A 19,406-nucleotide genomic window follows, 5' to 3' on the forward strand; every position below is an offset into this window, starting at 1 on the left:
AAAGATAATAACCAGCATGGCGAAAAATAAAAACATAATTTATATTGCAATTTCATTAGTTGTATTTATAGTTTTGGCATTTTTATATTCCACCCCTGTATTTACAGGAAAACAGCTTTTCCAGCATGATATCGTGCAGTACAGAGGAGGAGCAAAAGAATTGCTCGATTATAGAGCTAATACCGGTAACGAAACCTATTGGAGTGATTCCATGTTTGGAGGAATGCCTACTTACCAGATGGGAAGCCAGTTTAAAGGCGATATCATCAAAAAAATCGACAGCAATCTCAATTTCCTGCCAAGGCCGGTTAATTATCTATTCCTGCTTTTTGCAGGTTTTTTCCTTTTAGGAATGGTTGTAGTCCGAAACTGGAAGTATGCTTTATTAGGAGCTACGTTCTTCGGTCTTTCCACGTATTTTTATATTATTATTGCAGCAGGGCACAATGGTAAAGTCAATACCATTGAATACTTTGCCCCCTTATTAGCCGGTATTTTACTGGTTTATATCCGGAAACAATATATCTGGGGATTCATTGTAACTACCCTTTTCATGGGTCTTCAGATTGCCGCCAATCACCCTCAGATGACGTATTACCTGTTTATTGCTTTAGGATTTCTATTCCTTTCTGAACTGATCAGGGCGATACAGAAAAAAACGTCGATGAGACATTTTCTGATTTCCTCGGGAATTGTTGCTGCTTCATGCATCATAGGAGTGGGAATGAATTCTCAAAGAATTATGGCCAATTCCGAATATGTAAAAGAGACGGTCCGTGGGAAACAGATTTTAACGAATGACAGCCATACCTCCGGGAAATCCGGAATGGATAAAGAAAGTATGCTGTTGTGGAGTTATGGAAAACTGGAAACCCTAAACCTGTTTATCCCAAGATTGATGGGAGGAGGAAGCCAGGAGCCGGAAGGAAAGGAAATGATGAACAGGGTGCAGGAACTCGTTCAGGAAAATGTAGGCTCACAAGCTGAAATGGACAGGATCTCCAAAGGATTCAGTGCCATGACCTACTGGGGAGACCAGCCGGGAACCTCAGGACCCGCCTATCAGGGAGCGATTGTATGCTTCCTTGCTGTACTAGGATTCTTCTTTGCCTACAAAAAGTACCGTTACTGGATTCTCGGGGCTTCAATATTAACTATTTTACTGGCCTGGGGAAGCAACTTTATGCCGTTATCGGACTTCTTTATTGATTACGTACCGTTTTACAATAAATTCAGAGCTCCTTCTTCTATTTTAGTGGTAGTGGAATTATTATTTCCTTTGATTGCCATTCTGGGCTTATACAATTTCTTTACGGATGAAAAATTAACAGAGGAATACAAACAAAAAATACTCACTTACGTAAGTGCCGGAACATTAGGGATATTAATAATCCTTTTAATCTTCGGAAAATCACTGCTGGGATTTGCTACTGACAATGAAAAGACCTATTTTCCTCCTTTCCTGCTCGATTATCTTGTAGATGAAAGGTATAAACTTTTCAGAACAGATGCGATAAAGGCTTTCTTATACGTTGCCATTGCGGCGGCGGCCCTATTCTTAAGTTTAAAGAAAAAACTAAGTCAGAATGTTGTGCTGATCATTATTGGAATGGTAAGCTTATTTGACTTATGGACGGTAAACAGACGTTATCTGAACGATGAAAATTATGTTGACAAAATCTTTGCTGAAAATCCCTTCCAGACGGAAAGTTCAGATCTTCTGGTTGAAAAAGTCCAGGCTAATCCTGCTCTTTCATCAGTATTATCGGATGTAAATGTCAACAAAACATTGGAAACCATTGCTGAAAAAGATAAAACACATTACCGGATTTTCAATAACATTCTGGGAACATTCAGTGAGACCAATACTTCTTACTTCAAATCTTCAATCGGAGGATATCATGCGGTGAAACTGAGAAGATATGATGATGTGATCAACGAATATTTCCAGGTAATGGATTCTGTAAAAGTTCCTAACATCCTTAATCTTTTGAATGCCAAATATTGGGTAGTAGGCGGACCTGAACAACCCCAGGCTGTTCCGAATCCAAAAGCCAACGGGAACGCATGGTTTGTAAGCGACCTGAAATTTGTCAATACTCCTAATGAAGAAATAAAATCCATTGGAATAATAAACAGTAAGAAAACTGCTGTTATTGCCTCCTCGGATAAGTCTTATTTTGACAATAAACCGGTTCAGGCAGATTCTACAGCATTTATCAACCTTACCCGGTATCAGCCTAATGAATTAGAATTTAAATCCCAGTCTAAGACTCCTCAACTGGCGGTATTCTCTGAAATTTATTATCCTCACGGATGGAAAGTACTGGTAGACGAAAAAGAAGTTCCTTATATCAAAGCGGATTACCTGCTTCGTGCTGTACACGTTCCGGCAGGAAACCATCATATCAGAATGATATTTGAACCTGAAGTAATTGAAAAAGGAAAGTGGATTTCCCTTTTAAGCTTCGGATTATTCATTGCACTGGCCGCTTTGGGAATCTTCTGGATGAACAGGAAAAAGAAAAAGGAAACATTAGCAGAATAAAAAGTTTAATCCAATATTGCAGCATGTCATTCAAAATGACAGATGACTCAGAAAATGGAACAGAAGAAAATATTAATTATCACCTATTACTGGCCTCCTGCGGGAGGCCCTGGTGTTCAAAGATGGCTGAAGTTTGCCAAATATCTGCCTGATTTTGGATGGAAGCCTGTTATTTACACTCCGGAAAATCCGAACTATCCGTTGCTGGACGAAAGTTTAATGAAGGACATTCCCGGGAATATAGAAATAGTAAGGACCAAAATATGGGAACCTTATCAGCTTGCTGAAAAACTGAACAAGAGCAATAAAAAATTTAAGGCAGGACAATTTGACGTAGGCAAAAATCAAAGCTGGAAATCCAGGTTATCCATTTGGGTAAGGGGGAACTTTTTCATTCCTGATGCCCGGGTTTTCTGGGTAAAACCTTCTATCCGTTTTTTAGAAAAATACCTGAAAGAAAACAAAATAGACGTTGTTGTCACTTCAGGTCCACCACATTCATTACATTTGATCGGGCTGGGACTGAAAAACAAACTTCCAGGCCTGAAATGGATTGCAGATTTTCGGGATCCATGGACGGAGATTTCTTATTATAAGCATTTAAAATTAACGAAAGGCTCTGATAAAAAACACAGACAGCTCGAAAGCACAGTATTTAAAAATGCAGATATCACTTTAGCCACAAGCTATACCGATGCAGAAAACTTCCGGAAAGCAGGAGCTAATGCAGTTTGTATCACCAACGGCTTTGATGAAAGTGATGCTGGTGAAAAGGCGGCCAGAAAAGATGAAGCTGTAAGTTTGAAGAGTCATCCGGAGGCTTTTACTTTAAGTTATATTGGCGTACTGGAGCAGCTCCGGAACCCGGAAAATCTTTGGAAAGTTCTTGATGAAATGGTAAAAGAGAATGAAGAGTTTGCTGCTCAGTTCAAATTAAAATTTGCGGGAAGAATTGATGATAAGATCCTGAGCTCTATTGAAAATTCAGGGTTGAGAGATCATATTCTGAACCTCGGATATCTTTCACACGGCAAAGCTGTTGAAGAAATGCAGAATTCGGATATGCTGCTGATCACCAACTTCCCTAATGAGTCTTCAAAAGGGATTATTCCCGGGAAAATATTTGAATACCTCGTTTCGGGAAAACAAATTTTATCATTTGGGCCTGATCAGGCAGATGTTGCCAAAATTCTGGAGGAAACCAATGCCGGTAAACATTTCAGCTACAATGATACGGAATCGGTTAAAAAATTTATCCTGGAAAAATTTGAACTTTGGAAAAACGGTGATCTTTCTGAAAAAACTCAACATATCGAACAGTTTTCAAGAAAAAATCTAACAAAGCAGCTAAGTAACATTTTATAAGAAAGGAAGTTGGAAGCTGGAGGCAGAAGATATGAACTACGAAAAATAATTGTAATTGAGAACTACAAATGTTTTCTAGCATTGAAAATTCTTCCAGCTTCCCACACTCAGCTTTCAGCTTTTATATTGTCCACTGATCATTCACCACTGCAATCAGGTAATATTTCCCGTGGAACTCTTCAAATACAAGCCGTAATGCTTTCCAGTCCATATCACCATATTTTTCCGTTCCTTTGATATAATTTTCTGTAAAGTCTGCTTTAGGATATATTTCCTTTAAATTATTCAGGGAATTACCTTTTCCTATAAATTTATTCACAGAATATTGGGATTGGGTATAATCTTTAGAGAAAACCCACTTTGCCAGGTAATCGTTAATCGTTGCCTTATATGCGTCACCGGAGCCATCCTGAGAGCCCCAGGTAAATAAGGTTTTAGCAGGCTGGTATTTTTCAAAATCTGCTTTTGAAAAATTTTTATCTTCTTTGGGAGCTATAAAAGCATACATCGAAAACCGGACTCCTTTTTCCGGATGGATAAAAGAAGCGAAAGTTTTATAATCTTTATTCTTTAAAGCCTGTAACACCTCATCATTGGCTTTCTTCAAGGATTCTTCCTTATTTACTTTATTCTGTGTGACATTGGTACTGTCTGTACCAGCCTGAACTGTAGAATCAACTGTTTGAACGGCAGGTTTTGTTTCACTTTTTTTACAGGCTGCAAGCGTCCCGAGGATTAACATTGAAATAAGTAATTTTTTCATAATTAATTTTTGTAATGGGTCAAAAAACACCAAAACTGATGCCATAGCATTTGGAAACCTACAAGGAAATAAGGTGCAAGGATCATATTCTTTATCCAACCTCAATTTGTTGTTTATTCCTGGATTTTTGTTCTCTGTTTTTCCTATCCGGCCTACCATACATACAAATTACATCGTACCTTTGTTTTATGGAAATATTGGATATTCTCATCATAGGAGCAGGACCGATCGGATTAAACTGTGCTATTGAGGCTCAAAAAAATAACCTCAGCTATATCATCATTGAAAAGGGAACTATTGTCAATTCCCTATACAACTACCCTTTATATATGAGGTTCTTCTCAACGGCGGACAAACTGGAAATTGACGGAATTCCTTTTATCTCTACAGCACCTAAACCTGGCAGACAGGAAGCTTTGGAATACTATCAGGGTATTGCCCGGCAAAAAGAATTAAATATTCGCCTGTATGAAAAAGTGCTGGGTGTTTCAAAAAAAGATAACTTGTTTACTGTTGGTACTACAAAAGCTCAGTACCGGGCCAGAAATGTAATCATAGCCACCGGTTTTTACGACATTCCCAACCTGATGAATATACCCGGTGAAAATCTTTCCAAAGTAAAGCATTATTATACGGAACCTTATCCTTATGCCAGGCAAAAAGTTGTCGTAATAGGTGCAAGCAATTCTGCGGTGGATGCAGCCCTCGAAACATATAGAAAAGGTGCGGAAGTAACAATGATCATCCGGCATTCGGAAATTTCAAAAAGTGTTAAATATTGGGTAAAGCCGGACATAGAAAACCGGATTGCAGAAGGAAGCATTATCGCCCATTTCAACTCGGATATGATTGAAATAAAAGAAAACACAGTGGTTTTTAAAGATCAGAATCATGAGATTCACGAGATTGACAATGATTTTGTATTGGCCATGACAGGGTATCTTCCTGATTTTGAATTTCTGAAAAATTCGGGAATTGAACTGCAGGGTGACGGGCTTAATCCATTTTACAATCCTGAAACTATGGAAACCAATATCTCTAATCTTTATCTTGCAGGAGTGGTATGTGGAGGAAAAGACACCCATCTCTGGTTTATAGAAAACTCCAGAATTCATGCAAAAATGATTATTAACAATATTCTTCTCAATAAAAAATAAGCTTTTTTCTGATCGTTTTTATCTCTTCTATTTCCAATACAGGAAGAGGAGCTATTACCATAAGCAATTAAACAGTCTACATAAGGCTGTTTATTTTTTTAGCCATTAAATATCATTTATAAGAAAAATTAAAACTTAAAAAAAACTTAACCATGTGTTTTTAAATCTAATTTATCAAGACGCCAAAAAATAGAAATAAAACATTAACAATCAACTATTTAACATAAAAAAATATATTTCATAGGTAAGAGATATTTTTTTACTTTTAACAAAAAAACACTAAAGATCAAAAACATGAAAAAAAAAATCTACTTATTTCTGGCGTTTGCTTTGACAGGACTTCAAAGTATATCCGGACAAAATTTCTGGAAAAAAACGAAGATTGATGAAAGAAATCTGATTGAGGCAAAAAGGAATATAGGAGTTGATTATTCGAACGCCTATATATTAGAAATCAATCGGTTAAAAACCGTATTACAATCGACTCCTGTTTCGGAAACGGGCATGAAAATTATTTCTCAGGTGGTGATTGACATCCCTGCATTAGATGGAGGTTTTGAAAGATACCGCGTTTATGAAACCTCAAATATGTCACCGGAACTGGCGAAGAAATTTCCGGATATCAAATCATATAGGGGGATATCCGTTAAAAATCCGGGCAACACCATTAGTTTCGGGCTCTCTCCGGCAGGCATAAAAATGATCCTGTTTTACCAGGATAAAAAGCCTGTGGTTATAGAACCGGCTACAACAGATAAATCCGTTTATCTGGTAAGCCCGGCTGTTCCCGACCTGCTTCCGAACAGCAACAATATTGGTTGTACTACCCAAGGAAAAAACAATGCCCAGAAGAATAATTTTCCTACTGATAATACCGATGATAAGAAATTCAGGACTTTTCGTCTGGCAGTATCCGTAGATGGAGAATTCAGTGAATATCATGGAAGCACTGTAGCTAATTCCCTGGCGGCCATCAATGACCTGATGAGCTACATTAATCCGGTTTATGAAAACGATCTTTCCATCCACATGAATCTGATTCCTAATAATGAGCAGATTATTTATCTTGATAAAAATACAGACCCCTACAATCCCACCTCTACCAACACGCTTAATGATCAGGTACAAACCACACTTACCAATGTTATCGGAGAAGCTAATTATGATATTGGCATTATCTTTACCAATCAGACAGGAGGAGGAAATGCAGGGATGATCGCCTCGGTATGTCAAAACAGCCAGGGAATTGTCAATGGAAAGGTAGACCAGAAGAAAGGCAGTGCTTATGCCGGTCCCGTAAACGGTACAGGGCCGCAGGGGTTTATCTATGCTATGGTAATTGCCCATGAAATGGGACATCAATATGGTGCTAATCATACTTTTTCCAGACCGGAGAATATTGACTTTAGTATCTTTTTTAACAGTCCTGAAACCGGAGCCAACAGAGAACCTGGAAGCGGAACAACAATTATGGGGTATCCCGGAGTTACAGGTACCTATGATGTAGCAGATAAACACAGTAATCAGTTTTTGCATTACAGTATCAGCCAAATCAATAAATACATTAAAACGACCAGCTGTGCTACAACGGTGAACATTTCCAATAATCCTCCGACGGTAAATGCCGGGCAAGATTACACTATTCCTAAGGGAACTGCCTTTAAACTTACCGCCACAGCCAGCGATCCTGATAATAATAATCTCACATATTCCTGGGAAGAGGCTGATATCTCCGCCCCTAATCCCCCGTTTGTGCTCATTGGGAGCTATACTTTCCCGGACCGTACATCTGCAACTACTCCCAACTTCAGAGTATACCCACCTGTTACAAGCCCGACACGCCATTTCCCGCCTCTTAAAGAAGTATTGGACGGCAGCTTATACAGCACCTGGAATATGGTGTCTGATGTTGCCCGGAATATGAAGTTTATAAGCCTGGTAAGGGATAACGCTCCAGAAGGAGGACAAACGGCATCTGATGAAACTATCGTAAGTATAAATGAAAATGCCGGCCCGTTCAAGATTACTTCCATTTCTTTAAATCAGAATTATTCTTCAGGTTCTTCTCATCTCCTGAAATGGGATGTAGCCGGAACCAATGCGGCTCCTATTAGCACTCAGTCTGTTAATATCCTGATTTCAACAGACGGTGGAAATACCTTTACCCCACTTGTTTCCAATACAGCTAACGATGGAGAAGAAATGATCACCATTCCTTCTACCCCTTCACAAAAAGCTTACATTATTGTAGAGTCTGTCGGAAATATTTATTATGCGGCAAGCCCTGCATTTGCTATCAATTATAATGTAACCATGAACTGTACACGTTATCCCGTAAACGGCCCGATTCCTATAGCTCCTAATGCACCGGCAACCATGAATGTTACTATTCCTTCCACAAATAGTGTTGAAGATATAAATGTAGTTATGGATCTTTCCTATACGGATTTAGAAAATATAGCATTAACACTTAAAGCTCCCAGCGATCAAAAAAATCAGATATTCTGGTATTCAAACTGCCCGGGAAAAAATGTTCTTAAAGCAATATTTGATCAGGAGGGAGAGTCTTCAGCCATAAATTGTAACAACCTTAATGCTGCTACACCCGTAAGAATAGAACCCATAAGATTGGACTTAAGCAAATATTATGGCCAAAATCCAAGTGGAAACTGGATTATAAGAGCTGTAGATGTATCATCTAATACGACTTCATCAGGAATGGTAAATTCAGCCGCGATCGAACTTTGTAGCAGGGAAACGGTCTCTACACTAGCAGTAAATGATCTTACCCTGGAAAACGATGAATTTCAGGTATATCCTAATCCTTCCAATGGAAAGTTCAATATTCTAATGAAGAAGAATACGACTACAGAGGTAAATATATTTGATATTGCAGGAAGATTGGTTCATAGCCAGGCCGGCATTACAAATGCCTCTCAAATAGACCTGACAAACTTTGCTAAAGGGAATTATATCATGGTATTCAGTACCGGTGACAAAAAAATTACAAAAAAAATCATTATTAAATAATTTCATCTTCACATTAATTATTAATCAAAGAACTCCGGCTGGGCATGCCCAGCCGGAGTTTATGTATGCATAACAAGCGTTTTTATATCAGCCCTTCCTGGGTTTCATCAGCATTGGTTTTATCTTTCAGCATCCAGGGAATGATAAAATAAAAAGCAATTGCAATAATAACAGCCAGTACTCCTGTCCCTATCCATAGTATATTAAATCCAAATGTATCGGCAATCAAAGTTCCGACGTAGGGAGTAACAATAAATGCCAGTGAAAAAGACATTCCGTTTAAACCCATATAGGCTCCTTTATTGTTTTCTCCCGAACGTAATGCAGTGATGGTTGACATAAAGGGCAATGTCCAGATTTCTCCGATACAAAGCAAAGTCATTGATAGTAAAAGAACAACCATACTATGATCAAAGGCAAGCATAGCATATGAAAATCCACATAAAAAAGTTCCGGTCAACATAGTAAAGGCCAATGTAAAATACTTTTCTGCCAGCTGTACAAATCCCATTTCAAGCAATACAATCAGGAAGCCACTGTATCCGAGTATATATCCGATATTCTGCTGGCTTAAATGTGCTGTATCTTTATAGAAGATAGTTAATGTACTGAATAGCTGAAAAAAGCAAATGGCAAACAGCATACAACACAGGCTGTAAACTAAAAATTTTCCATCCTTATATGGAGAGTTTTCCTTTTTAATAATGATCATCTGTTTTACTTCTCTTGCTTCCTGCCTTGCCAGTCTCGTACGTTTTCTGAAAAACCAGATGTACATCAATCCCGCCAATAAAGCAGCCAAGGCATTGCTAAAGAATAAAAATTCATAGGAAATAGCCGATAATATCCCTCCAAGTGCCGGACCTATAGAAAAACCCAGATTGACAGCCATACGGTTTAATGAAAAAGCTCGTGTTATATTTTCAGGTTTTGCATATTTGGTGATCGCTACCGAATTGGCAGGACGAAAGGTTTCGCTTACAATACTCTGGGCTAAAATGATCCCCGCCAGTCCTGTTTCTGTTGTAAAAAGCGGAATCAAACAAAATAAAGGTACACTTAATAGCAAGCTCAGACTCTGCACCCTGTACTCTCCTATTTTATCGGTAATCATTCCTCCCAGCCAGGAGCCAATAACTGATCCAATCCCAAAAAAGCTGAGTACAATCCCGGAATTTTCAATACTAAAATGTAAATGATCTGTCATATAAACTCCCAGAAACGGCAGTACCATAGAACCGGCCCTGTTGATAAGCATTACCAGTGCCAGCATCCAGCTCTCTTGTGAGAGTCCCTTGAATGAGTTCGTATATATGTTTATTATTTTCACAATTTAAGTTTATTAATAATTTGTATTTGTTTTTTTGTTGTATTAAGTGCAAACTGATATATTTTTCCTCACTAATCTTCCAAACCGGCCCGTGAGATCTGTAAAATATTTGTACTTTCTTGCTTAAATAAAAAACAGGACTTAAAAATTAAGCCCTGTCCTATTTATCTATATAAATATTTTTACTCCGGCTTATAAGAGTCTTTTAAGGTCACAGTTCTGTTGAATACAAAATTTGTATCCGTAGAATCCTGATCCTTCGTAAAATATCCTATTCTCTGGAACTGAAGAGGTTCCCCTACCGCAACATCTTTTAAAGACGGTTCAGCAAAGCCCTGAACTGTTGTTACAGATTCAGGATTAATAAAGTTTAAGAAGTCTACATCTTTTTCCGCATCCGGTTGTTCAACGGTAAACAGTTTATCGTAAATTCTTACTTCCACCGGAATCGCATGTTTTGCGGATACCCAGTGTAAAGTTCCTTTTACTTTTCTTAAACTTTCTTCTGTACCACTTCCTGACTTACTTTTTTCATCATAAGTAGCATAGATGGCCGTGATTTCTCCGTTTTCATCTTTCTCTACCCTTTCCGCCTTAATGATATAAGCTGATTTTAGACGGACTTCCCCACCCAGTTTCAGTCTGAAGAATTTATTGTTCGCTTCTTCTTTGAAGTCTTCACGTTCAATATATAATTCTCTGGAAAAAGGGATTTCCCTTGTTCCTGCATCTTCCTGTTCCGGATTATTTTCGGTCTCCAGCCATTCTTCCTTATCTTCAGGATAGTTCTCTATTATTAATTTAACAGGATCTACAACCGTCATTACACGTTTTGCTACTTTATTCAGGTCTTCCCGTACGCAGAAATCGAGCAACTGGATTTCGATCAGGTTTTCTCTTTTTGCTACACCTACTTTTTCAATAAAGTTCCTGATAGCCGTGGGAGTAAAGCCTTTTCTTCTCATTCCCGAAATTGTAGGCATTCTCGGATCATCCCATCCTGTCACTACTCCTTCTGCTACAAGCCTTTGCAGCTTTCTTTTGGAAGTGATCATATAGGAAACATTCATCCTTGCAAACTCCCTTTGTTTTGGAGCGACTTTGGATTCGTCATACACCTGCTCCAGATACCAGTTATAAAGAGGTCTATGATTTTCAAACTCCAATGAACATAGCGAATGAGATACCTGCTCCAGGTAATCCGATTCACCATGAGCCCAATCATACATAGGATAGATCTTCCACGCGGTACCTGTTCTGTGGTGGGGCCTTTTCAGTATTCTGTACATCACAGGGTCACGCATATTCATATTAGGTGATACCATATCGATTTTTGCACGAAGTGACATTGCCCCTTCCTCGAATTCACCGTTTTTCATTCTTTCGAATAAATCAAGGGATTCTTCAACAGGACGGTTTCTATATGGAGATTCTATTCCCGGCTCTGTAGGATTCTTTCTTTGCTCTGTAATAACTTCAGACGGCTGCTCATCTACGTAAGCTTTTCCTTCTTTAATCAATTGCACTGCCCATTCGTAAAGCTGCTGGAAGTAGTCTGATGCATACAATTCCTTATCCCACTTGAACCCAAGCCATTCAACGTCTTTTTTGATAGAATCTACGAATTCCTGTTCTTCTTTTTCAGGATTCGTATCGTCGAAACGAAGGTTTACGGGAGCATTGTATTTTTCACCCAAACCAAAATTGATGCAGATGGCTTTTGTGTGCCCTACATGCAGATATCCATTCGGTTCAGGGGGAAAACGGAAACGAATCTGATCTCTTTTCAGTCCGTTTGCCAAATCATCTTCTATAATTTGCTCAATAAAATTGAGTGATTTTTTTTCTTCTTCCATTAAAGTTGCTTTTATTTTATGCAAAAAAAGTGGTACAAAGTTACGGAAAAATAAATCTTTATGAAAGTCATAATTTAAAAGCTTATTAATTGCTAATTCAGTATTTTTCATTAATTTAGAGCAAAACTAAAACCACTGTAACAAATTAAAAATCATGGCTGTTTATATACTAAGCAATCGGAAGATTGTACGTTATAAAGGAGAAAGGGTCGATTCTTTTTCCAACGACGAATACTCAATCCCCAATTTCAGGATTGCTAAATGTAATTTCGACAATTACAAAGAACCCAGTGCCCAGGCAAAAAAAAAGAAAGATTACACCAACAGGAATATACTAGATTACAAACTTTTCTCCGAACCCGAAAAACAAGGATACCAGGAAGTACTTGACGTTTTACTCAGTGAAAAAGGCATAAAACCATCAGTATTAACAGCCAATAATTTAGGTGGAACACAACGGATGTTCTATGAATTATACAAAAATATGTCGTCAGCAAAGGACAGAAGTGATGTATTAATTTTCATTCATGGCTATGCCTATACGTTCGATGATGAGTTAAAAGCTATAATTGATCTGAAAAAACTCTTCATTGACAATCCAGCTTCTCCCGTAGAACATATCCTTTTTGTAAGCTGGCCGGCCTCCAGCAGCCTTGTTCCGCTGACTTATTTTGATGACAAGGCATCAAGCATTAATTCCGGAACCTCATTATTAAGATTATTCTATTTCTACACTCAGTTCCTAAAAGATATTTTTTCCAGCCGCGACCTGGCCCCATGCAATCAAAGGATCCATATTATGGCTCATTCTATGGGAAACAGGGTACTTCAAAGCATGCTGTACAGTCTTAAAAGCGAAAATATCCTACGGGTAATTGATCAGGTCATTCTGCTGAATGCCGATGTTACCTATAAAGTATTTGAAGACTCTGAAAATTCATTTAATAAACTACCTTTATTGGCTAACCGGATTTCTGTTTATCTGAACAGGCAGGATGTCATTCTGGGGATTTCACAGTTTACCAAAAATATCCTTACCCCAAGACTTGGTAAAAACGGACCCAGCAATATTGAACCATTTAAGGATATTGTTTCCATTATTGATTGTACGTTTGTAAAAGACGACCTTTTAAACAGCTTTAAATTTGAAGTGGGAAATCATTGGGGATACCTTTCAAGTTCGCAGGTTCAAAGTGATATTTTCCAAAATTTATACGGAATAGATAGGAATTTAATCACCAATAGAATCAAAAATAACGAAAACATTTTCACAATTATTGCTTAACAATGACGTAAAATTAGCTTAATAAAGTTAACCGTATGTTAAATTTATTCTTGCCTATGAGACTGGCACAGAGATTGCCAATTCATAAACAAGGGAATTACAATTTTTTTATCATGAAACAGATTAAAAAAAAGCTTTCTCATATCGTAAAATATATCAAGAAAGCGATTTTCGTAAAAGATGTGATTTAAATAAGGGACAATAACTTATAAAATTATAGATATCCGAGCCTAGCATTACTACTTCAGCTTATTACCGTACCGGAGATTAATTCCTACAATTCTATTGCAGGAATTGGTTCCTAATGCTCATTACATGATAAATGTTTGATTAGCTGTATGAACTGAAGCCGGATCAGGCAACAGAGTGCTGGACATTGGAATAATCTTTAATCCTGATTATGTTGCTTATTTTCTGAACCACAACAGCTCGTTTCTGAGTTCAAGATGTGATTCAAAGTTATTGACAAATAAAGCTCCGGTACCTAATCCCTGAGGCATCGGATTTTTTTTGGTAAAAGTATACTGGGCAATAGCATTCAATCCTATATTACTTTCCAGTGCAGAGGTGATCCACCAGCCAATATTCTGGTTTTCGGCTAAAGAAATCCATTCATCTGAACCGGAAAACCCACCCACTAAAGCTGGTTTTAAGATAATATACTGCGGTTTTATACATTCTAAAAGCCTTTTCTTTTCTTCTGCATCAACTATACCGATCAATTCTTCATCCAGAGCAATCGGCGTAGGCGTGGTAGCACATAATCCGGCCATATCATCCCAACGTCCAGCTTTAACAGGCTGTTCAATGGAGTGAATATCCAAATCTGCCAGTTGCTGCAAAACAATTACCGCTTCATCTTTGCTGAAACCTCCATTGGCATCAACACGCAATTCCAACTGATCTTTAGAAAACTTTTTCCTTAATTTCTGAAGGATAATATGTTCTTCTTGCCAATTGACTCCTATTTTTAATTTAATACAATGGAACCCTTTTTCCAGTTTGTCCTGAATCTGTTCTTCCATATATCCGGCATCACCCATCCAGATCAGACCATTGATGGTAATGGCAGATTTTCCCTCCGTAAATTCGCTCGGAAAATATAGGTTGCCTCCGTTTTTTAAATTTAAAAGAGCCTGTTCATATCCAAACCATATGGATGGAAAATCCTTTAATTCCTCTTTTAAGTAGGCAGAATTTTGTGTAATATTGTTACAAAGCCATTTTAACCGGTCTTCATAGTCTGGTCTGTCATCAAAACTCAACCCTCTGAAAATTGCACACTCTCCTGTTCCTTTCTTACCCTCTTCTGAAATTTCCAGAATGAAAGTTTCCTTATCAAGCAAAACGCCGCGAGATGTTCCACTCGGGCGCTTAAATTGTAATAAGTATTTAAAATATGATGCTTTCATTATTTTACGCTGTCAATACGCATAAATTCTTCTGCTTTCTCTACCATTTCAATGCTTCCGCAGAAAAACGGAATTCTCTGGTGAAGTTCTGTAGGTTCTACTTCCAAAATCCGTCTGAATCCGTCTGTTGCTTTCCCACCAGCCTGCTCTGCAAGGAATGCCATAGGATTACATTCATATAATAATCTTAGTTTACCGTTCGGAGCCTGCGAATAAGAAGGATAGATATAAATTCCTCCCTTCAGCATATTTCTATGGAAATCCGCTACTAAGGAACCAATATATCGGGAAGTATAAGGGCGGTCACCTTCTTCCATCTGGCAGTATTTAAGGTAATTCTTTACTCCCTGAGGGAACTTGATATAGTTTCCTTCATTGATGGAATAAATTTTTCCGCTTGCCGGAAACTTTAAATTCGGGTGAGAAAGATAGTAGGTTCCCAAGGAAGGATCCAGCGTAAATCCGTTTACTCCGTTACCCGTTGTATACACGATCATTGTTGAAGAACCATAGATAACATACCCTGCGGCAATCTGATTCACTCCTTTCTGTAAGAAGTCTTCCAGCTGTACCGGAGTTCCCGGTTCAGTAACTCTCCTATAAATGGAGAAAATCGTTCCTACGGAAACATTGACATCAATATTTGAAGAGCCATCCAAAGGGTCAATCAATACGACATATTTACTTAAATGCCCGTTTTCTCCGCATTTGATATCGATAAAGTCATCATTTTCTTCTGATGCGATACCACACACCACTTCTCTTTGGGAAAGCGCAGTAATAAATATTTCGTTGGCAAGAACATCCAGTTTCTGCTGCTCTTCTCCCTGAATGTTTTCATTTCCGGATTTACCTAAAATATCGGCAAGCCCGGCTTTATTTACTTCTCTGTTTACCACTTTTGAAGCCAACCTTATAGCACTTAGAAGACGGGAGAGTTCCCCTGTGGAATACTGAAAATCTTCCTGTTTATCAATAATAAATTCTCCTAGCGTCTGTAATGATTGATCTGACATATTTTACTTTTTATGTTTTCCCCAAATTTCGGAAAATTTATCACATTAGGAAAATTTAATTACAAAAGAGATTAAAGACTGTATATCAACACAATACACATAAAAATTCTCATTATGTTGAATAAAGACAGATAAAGATATCTTCAGATTTGTTGTCTGAGGTTAGCAAAAACTCAGATTATGTGAGGAATTATTGGATTTTAAGGAAATCTTAATTTCATCGGATTATCAGGCTATTTCATATCTCGTTGTAAATTTATAATTTTGACGTCCGTAAAAAACTCATGTAATTTTTATCTAACAATTTTATTTTTAACAATTTAATGAAAATTTTCAAGTTTGGTGGAGCGTCTGTAAAGGACGCTGACAGTGTGAAAAATGTGTCCATGGTTTTAAAAAGCCAGGGATTTGCCAAGTGTTTGCTGGTAATTTCGGCAATGGGCAAAACGACAAATGAGTTGGAAAAAGTTGTAGAACTTTATTTCAAGAAGGATAACTATCAAGCTGAGATTGAAAAGATAAAACGAAAACACATTGAGATTGCGGAAGGTCTATTTCCTGAAAATCATGCGGTTTTTGCGGAAATCAATCTCTTTTTTGATGATATCGACTCATTTTTAAGGAGAAATAAATCTCCTAATTATAACTTCGTGTATGACCAAGTGGTGAGTTGCGGAGAAATGATTTCAACAAAGATTGTGAGTGAATACCTGAATGAAATTCAGTTTACCAATCAGTGGCTGGATGCCCGGGATTATGTAAAAACAGACAGTGCATACAGAGAAGGGATTGTGGATTGGGTGAAGACCGAAGAGTTTATTTCCAGTTTAAATCCCGAGATTTGCTATGTTACTCAAGGTTTCATCGGTTCGGATGATAATAATTTCACTGTAACATTAGGAAGGGAAGGATCAGATTATTCTGCGGCTATTTTTGCGTATTGCTTAAATGCAGAAGCCATGACGATCTGGAAAGATGTACCGGGAGTAATGACAGGAGATCCGAGAAAATTCAATGATGTATCTCTTCTCTCCCATATATCTTATGAAGAGGCAATTGAAATGGCTTATTACGGAGCAAGCGTCATCCACCCGAAGACATTACAGCCTTTACAGCAAAAAAACATTCCTTTTTATGTAAAGTCTTTTGTAGATCCTACGAAAGAGGGAACTAAAGTAGGGGCTTCAGAAAAGAATCAACAGGAAGAAACTTATATTTTAAAAGAAAACCAGGCTCTGTTAAAAATTTCTACAAGGGATTTTTCTTTCATTGCAGAGGATCATATGAGCTTAATTTTCGGGTATTTATCCAAATATAAAATCAAAGTTTCCCTGATGCAGAACTCTGCTATCTCCCTGGCCTTATGCCTGGAGGATAAGTTTAATCACCTTGAGGAACTTAACGAGGAGCTTCAGAAATTTTTTAAAACTGAAGCAATTAAAAATGTATCTTTATTCACAGTAAGAAATGCGAAGATGGATCATATTGATAGATTTTACCAGGAAAAAAATGTATTATTGGAACAAATTTCCAAGAATACACTTCAAATGGTAACACAATAATATTAATTGCGACTAAACACACATGAGTTTAATTTCGAAAAACGATCTGATCAAAGCTTCCGGCTTAAGTAAACTGGGGTTCCTAAAGAATCCTGTAGCATCTGCTGTGATGAGCGTTGCTAAAATAAATGAAGTAAATAAATTATACGATAAACTAAAAGACAAGGAAGGTAAAGACTTTTTCGACTCATTTGTGAGAGAAAGAAATCTAAGCTATGTAGCTTTTGAAGAAGATTTAGCGAAGATTCCTAAAACAGGACCGTTTGTTTTGGTTTCCAATCATCCGCTGGGTGCTATTGACGGGATCCTGATGTGCAAAATTCTTACAGAGGTTCGTCCTGATTTCAAGGTAATGGGTAATTTCCTTTTGGATAAAATCAAGCCCATGGCTCCATACGTAATCGCTGTAAATCCGTTTGAAAACAGAAAAGAAGCTTACAGCAGTTCTTCGGGCATGCGCGAAACCCTCAAGCATTTACAAAACGGAGGCTGTGTAGGTATTTTCCCTGCAGGAGAAGTTTCCAACAAAAACAATCCTTATGGGGAAATCTTAGATAAAGAATGGGAAAAAACGGCACTTAAGCTCATCAGAATGGCTAAAGTGCCGGTAGTTCCTATGTATTTCCATGCCAAAAACAGCCGTTTGTTTTATCAGGTTGCTAAACTGCATCCGAATTTACAGACCCTGATGCTTCCTGCAGAAATGATGAATGACAGGGAAAAACCCATCAGAATCAGAATCGGGCGACCAATCGCCGTAAAGGCAATGGACGAAATGGAAACCATTGAGGAGCTCGGAGAATTCCTGAAACGTAAGGTATATATGATGAAATCTTATTATGAAAAGAGAAAATCCCTTGCGCAAAGCATTAATCTTCAGAATCTATCCGTAAAGTTTCCTTTATTAAAAGAAGAAAATATTGTTCAGAACATTATTGATGAAACTCCTGTAGAAGACATTATCAAAGACGTTGATAAACTGAGAGGAACGGATAAAATGTTGTTCAGCAATGGAAATTATGAAATTTACTTTACTACTTATGAGGAAATCCCTTCTATTATGAGGGAAATCGGACGCCAGAGGGAACTTACCTTCCGTGCAGTAGGTGAAGGAAGTAACCTTCCGTTCGACCTGGATGAATATGACAAGCATTATCACCATCTTTTCCTTTGGGACAATGGCGAGAAAAAACTGGCAGGAGCCTACAGAATGGCACTGGGCAGAGAGGTAATGAAAAGATACGGCATCAAAGGTTTCTATACAAGTTCTTTATTTGAATTTGAACAGGACATCCATCCTTTCTTTAAAAAGGTAATCGAAATGGGCCGTGCCTACATCTGTCAGGAATATCAGCAGAAACCTCTTCCGCTTTTCCTGTTATGGAGAGGAATTGTACATGTCTGCCTGAGAAATCCTGACCATAAATTCCTGATGGGAGGAGTAAGCATCTCCAACAAATTTTCAGAGTTTTCAAAATCGCTGATGATTGAATTTATGCGTTCCAATTATTTTGATTCCGCAGTGGCTCAATACATTACCCCAAGGAATGAATACAAGGTCAAATTGCGCGACAGGGATAAAAATATCTTCTTTGAAGAAATGGAATCCGACCTGAATAAACTTGACAAGATTATTGATGATCTTGAACCGGAATTAAGATTGCCTGTTCTGATCAAAAAATACATCAAGCAAAATGCAAAAGTGATTGCTTTTAATGTAGATCCTAATTTCAATGATGCAATCGATGGATTGATGTATATCCGGATCAGTGATCTTCCGGAAAACACCATTAAACCGGTATTGGAAGAGATGAGCGAACAAATCAGAAAAGAACAGGAAAATAATACAACTGAGAATCAGTAAGTTTTAGCTTTACTCAAAAAAAGTGCGATGAATACTTGCTTTGTATACTAAAACTTGCTACTTTTGCATCACTTTAAAACAACGAAGTAAGACAAACAAAAATATAATGGTTTCTTAGCTCAGTTGGTAGAGCAATGGATTGAAAATCCATGTGTCCCTGGTTCGATTCCTGGAGAAACCACTTGAAAACCTCTGATTAGTCAGAGGTTTTTTTGTTA

Annotated in this window: 12 protein-coding genes and 1 tRNA gene; 8 read left to right on the forward strand and 5 right to left on the reverse strand. The window is 37.8% G+C overall.

Features of this window, described 5'->3' with window-relative positions; all coding sequences use genetic code 11:
* Window positions 1-16 precede the first annotated feature (16 nt).
* A complete protein-coding gene (locus OK18_RS01515; protein ID WP_053326851.1) occupies window positions 17-2,548 on the forward strand; it encodes a YfhO family protein in 2,532 nt (843 codons plus the stop codon).
* Window positions 2,549-2,602: 54 nt separating this feature from the next.
* Window positions 2,603-3,913, forward strand: coding sequence for a glycosyltransferase family protein (locus OK18_RS01520; RefSeq protein WP_053329262.1), 1,311 nt, complete (start codon window positions 2,603-2,605; stop codon window positions 3,911-3,913).
* Window positions 3,914-4,034: 121 nt separating this feature from the next.
* Here OK18_RS01520 and OK18_RS01525 read toward each other — a convergent pair whose 3' ends face one another.
* Entirely contained in the window at window positions 4,035-4,676 is a 642-nt protein-coding gene (locus OK18_RS01525) for a hypothetical protein (protein ID WP_053329263.1), read from the reverse strand.
* A gap of 188 nt (window positions 4,677-4,864) precedes the next feature.
* On the opposite strand from OK18_RS01525, the gene OK18_RS01530 reads away from it, so the two are divergent.
* Window positions 4,865-5,833, forward strand: coding sequence for a YpdA family putative bacillithiol disulfide reductase (locus OK18_RS01530; RefSeq protein WP_053326852.1), 969 nt, complete (start codon window positions 4,865-4,867; stop codon window positions 5,831-5,833).
* Between the two features lie 294 nt (window positions 5,834-6,127).
* Window positions 6,128-8,863: a reprolysin-like metallopeptidase gene (locus OK18_RS01535; RefSeq protein ID WP_053326853.1), complete on the forward strand. Its 2,736-nt coding sequence runs from the start codon at window positions 6,128-6,130 to the stop codon at window positions 8,861-8,863.
* Between the two features lie 82 nt (window positions 8,864-8,945).
* Here the strand turns inward: OK18_RS01535 and OK18_RS01540 are convergent, their stop codons facing one another.
* Window positions 8,946-10,136, reverse strand: coding sequence for an MFS transporter (locus OK18_RS01540; protein ID WP_082129113.1), 1,191 nt, complete (start codon window positions 10,134-10,136; stop codon window positions 8,946-8,948).
* Window positions 10,137-10,375: 239 nt separating this feature from the next.
* Entirely contained in the window at window positions 10,376-12,049 is a 1,674-nt protein-coding gene (locus OK18_RS01545) for a glutamine--tRNA ligase/YqeY domain fusion protein (RefSeq protein WP_053329264.1), read from the reverse strand.
* A gap of 154 nt (window positions 12,050-12,203) precedes the next feature.
* Here OK18_RS01545 and OK18_RS01550 point away from each other — a divergent pair, with 154 nt between their 5' ends.
* Window positions 12,204-13,334, forward strand: coding sequence for an alpha/beta hydrolase (locus OK18_RS01550; protein ID WP_053326855.1), 1,131 nt, complete (start codon window positions 12,204-12,206; stop codon window positions 13,332-13,334).
* Between the two features lie 407 nt (window positions 13,335-13,741).
* On the opposite strand, the gene menC is transcribed toward OK18_RS01550, so the two are convergent.
* Window positions 13,742-14,746: an o-succinylbenzoate synthase gene (menC, locus tag OK18_RS01555; protein ID WP_053326856.1), complete on the reverse strand. Its 1,005-nt coding sequence runs from the start codon at window positions 14,744-14,746 to the stop codon at window positions 13,742-13,744.
* The gene (gene fbp / locus OK18_RS01560) at window positions 14,746-15,762 is read right to left on the reverse strand and encodes a class 1 fructose-bisphosphatase (protein WP_050020086.1); all 1,017 of its coding nucleotides are present in this window, start codon (window positions 15,760-15,762) and stop codon (window positions 14,746-14,748) included. The genes menC and fbp overlap by 1 nt, the downstream gene beginning before the upstream one ends.
* 323 nt (window positions 15,763-16,085) lie before the next feature.
* On the opposite strand from fbp, the gene OK18_RS01565 reads away from it, so the two are divergent.
* From OK18_RS01565 to OK18_RS01575, 3 genes are all read left to right on the forward strand, one after another.
* Window positions 16,086-17,324: an aspartate kinase gene (locus OK18_RS01565; RefSeq protein WP_053326857.1), complete on the forward strand. Its 1,239-nt coding sequence runs from the start codon at window positions 16,086-16,088 to the stop codon at window positions 17,322-17,324.
* A gap of 22 nt (window positions 17,325-17,346) precedes the next feature.
* Window positions 17,347-19,188 carry a lysophospholipid acyltransferase family protein gene (locus tag OK18_RS01570; protein WP_050020085.1) on the forward strand — a complete coding sequence of 614 codons (1,842 nt, stop codon included), beginning with the start codon at window positions 17,347-17,349 and terminating at the stop codon, window positions 19,186-19,188.
* 108 nt (window positions 19,189-19,296) lie between these two features.
* Window positions 19,297-19,369: transfer RNA gene (locus OK18_RS01575), tRNA-Phe, on the forward strand.
* Window positions 19,370-19,406 lie beyond the last annotated feature (37 nt).

Source organism: Chryseobacterium gallinarum (assembly GCF_001021975.1).
Lineage (GTDB): Bacteria > Bacteroidota > Bacteroidia > Flavobacteriales > Weeksellaceae > Chryseobacterium > Chryseobacterium gallinarum.

What these genes read in the sequence shown, in the direction of transcription:
- OK18_RS01515 (WP_053326851.1), top strand. Translation starts at nt 17, where the DNA reads ATGGCGAAAAATAAAAACATAATTTATATTGCAATTTCATTAGTTGTA.
- OK18_RS01520 (WP_053329262.1), top strand. Translation starts at nt 2,603, where the DNA reads ATGGAACAGAAGAAAATATTAATTATCACCTATTACTGGCCTCCTGCG.
- OK18_RS01525 (WP_053329263.1), bottom strand. Translation starts at nt 4,676, where the DNA reads ATGAAAAAATTACTTATTTCAATGTTAATCCTCGGGACGCTTGCAGCC.
- OK18_RS01530 (WP_053326852.1), top strand. Translation starts at nt 4,865, where the DNA reads ATGGAAATATTGGATATTCTCATCATAGGAGCAGGACCGATCGGATTA.
- OK18_RS01535 (WP_053326853.1), top strand. Translation starts at nt 6,128, where the DNA reads ATGAAAAAAAAAATCTACTTATTTCTGGCGTTTGCTTTGACAGGACTT.
- OK18_RS01540 (WP_082129113.1), bottom strand. Translation starts at nt 10,136, where the DNA reads ATGCTGGCACTGGTAATGCTTATCAACAGGGCCGGTTCTATGGTACTG.
- OK18_RS01545 (WP_053329264.1), bottom strand. Translation starts at nt 12,049, where the DNA reads ATGGAAGAAGAAAAAAAATCACTCAATTTTATTGAGCAAATTATAGAA.
- OK18_RS01550 (WP_053326855.1), top strand. Translation starts at nt 12,204, where the DNA reads ATGGCTGTTTATATACTAAGCAATCGGAAGATTGTACGTTATAAAGGA.
- menC (WP_053326856.1), bottom strand. Translation starts at nt 14,746, where the DNA reads ATGAAAGCATCATATTTTAAATACTTATTACAATTTAAGCGCCCGAGT.
- fbp (WP_050020086.1), bottom strand. Translation starts at nt 15,762, where the DNA reads ATGTCAGATCAATCATTACAGACGCTAGGAGAATTTATTATTGATAAA.
- OK18_RS01565 (WP_053326857.1), top strand. Translation starts at nt 16,086, where the DNA reads ATGAAAATTTTCAAGTTTGGTGGAGCGTCTGTAAAGGACGCTGACAGT.
- OK18_RS01570 (WP_050020085.1), top strand. Translation starts at nt 17,347, where the DNA reads ATGAGTTTAATTTCGAAAAACGATCTGATCAAAGCTTCCGGCTTAAGT.